Here is a 1,626-nt window from a genome sequence, read left to right on the forward strand (position 1 = left end):
CAGAAGAATGGTATGCACGACTAGAACAGTTCTTACAATCTGATGCCGTCAATAATGATGGTAAGTTAAGAATGGATAACATCATTCAACAAGCTAGATATCTGACCAAGAAAATTGGTGAAGTGTGGGATGAAAAAGATCAGTCCACCTCCACCAAAATGCTTATCAACATGCATTTCTGTGACATTTTCATTCAACAACTGTCCAACGAGACCAGTGAAGTCGCTTTTCCGTTAATTATGGATGAGATCGGCAAAGTGAGTAGCGAACAATTCCCTGAATTAATTAAAAGTTTGAATGATAAAGGACATTGGTTGGTGGGCGTGACAACACCCGGTAAGAGTGGTGACTTGATTGCCCCGTTTGAAAATTACTTGGTCATGGATGAATTGAAAACCGCAAATCCTTACCATCCACATCGACGCCATGTGTGCTTCTCGTTAGAGATGGAGCAGATTAAGCTTAAAGAGCAGGCCGATTTTTTTAGGGCTGTGTAATGAATATCATTGAAACCAAACAGTACAGTACCGTCGAGACCTTAATTCGTCTGCTACGTTATAGGGAGATTATGTTCTGGGTCATTGAGGCTGCGGATAAGAATCGTATCAGTGCCATTAGAGAAGTGGAATTTTTGCAACTGGTCGCTCAGTACCAACAAGGCATGAGTACCGACGTCGCTAAAGAAATTGCCTTGGTGTTTGATTACAACAATTTGTTGCAAGCTAACATTCTATTTGACCGAAAAAGTCTTTCAGGCGTGACCCACTTGTGGTTTAACACCAACGTAATTGATATATTTCGCTTGTGTAAAATTAGCTTATATCGACCATTAACTCAGACCTCGCTGAATGCTTCCATGACCCCTATCTGGTCTATTCTATCGGAACTAGAAGATCAGCACCTCTCTGTGTCAATGCACAGTGATGAGTATTTTGAATGGACTGATGAAGTGAATCATCGGATTGCTGAGATGCTGGGTAAGATCAAAAGCAACATCAGCAAATTAGAGCGCATTGGTGAAGAGTTTGAGTTGTCGGTGAAATCTAACAATGCTGAAGAAAACTTAGATATCACCAAAGAAAAATATCGTCGTGCCGCCAAGTTGTACAGCAGTGAAATTCGGCCATTAAGTATCTTTTTGAATAAAAACACCCGCTATGAGAAAGGACTAGGCATTATCATGACCCTGAATAGATTTCAGAATATTTTTCGGGGGATTGGTGACGCTGGGGCGGAAAGTTTGATGTTGAAATCGCAATTGCAGTACCTTGATTTGTTTGATCCAATCAAAAAGGTGTCAGATAGTGTCAGTGTGTACCTCCAAAAGACCAAGGCTGCCATTATCGAGCATAATGCGATAGAGAGCGCCTTTGACTTTATTCGTCAAGCCTATGAAAAAACCCTGAGTGGTGATCAGCGGGCAAAGTACATTAAGAGTGCGGATCTAGTGAGATTAGGCCCTGTTCACCCAATAGCTTCATTGGGGCGGCTGAGCCCATTTCGGGTTGAGAAAACTCCTGAATTTTTAAATAACGTATTTAATGAACTTGCGACGAGAAGTATCACACTCAACAAGAGTGATACATCGGGGATGATGTTTGACGAAAGCATCTCACGAGAAAAAGC

2 protein-coding genes are annotated in these 1,626 nt (G+C 41.5%); both read left to right on the plus strand.

Translation table 11 applies throughout. The features are described 5' to 3' along the window. Positions 1 to 497: hypothetical protein (locus tag H5202_RS22090; RefSeq protein ID WP_220493973.1), on the plus strand; the 497-nt coding region annotated here is incomplete at its 5' end. Beyond that, a partial coding sequence (locus tag H5202_RS22095) for a hypothetical protein (RefSeq protein ID WP_182773926.1) occupies positions 497 to 1,626 on the plus strand: 1,130 nt, incomplete at its 3' end. The genes H5202_RS22090 and H5202_RS22095, both read left to right, overlap by 1 nt.

Origin of the sequence: Shewanella sp. SG41-4 (genome assembly GCF_014164505.1) — a bacterium.
Taxonomy (GTDB): Bacteria; Pseudomonadota; Gammaproteobacteria; order Enterobacterales; family Shewanellaceae; genus Shewanella.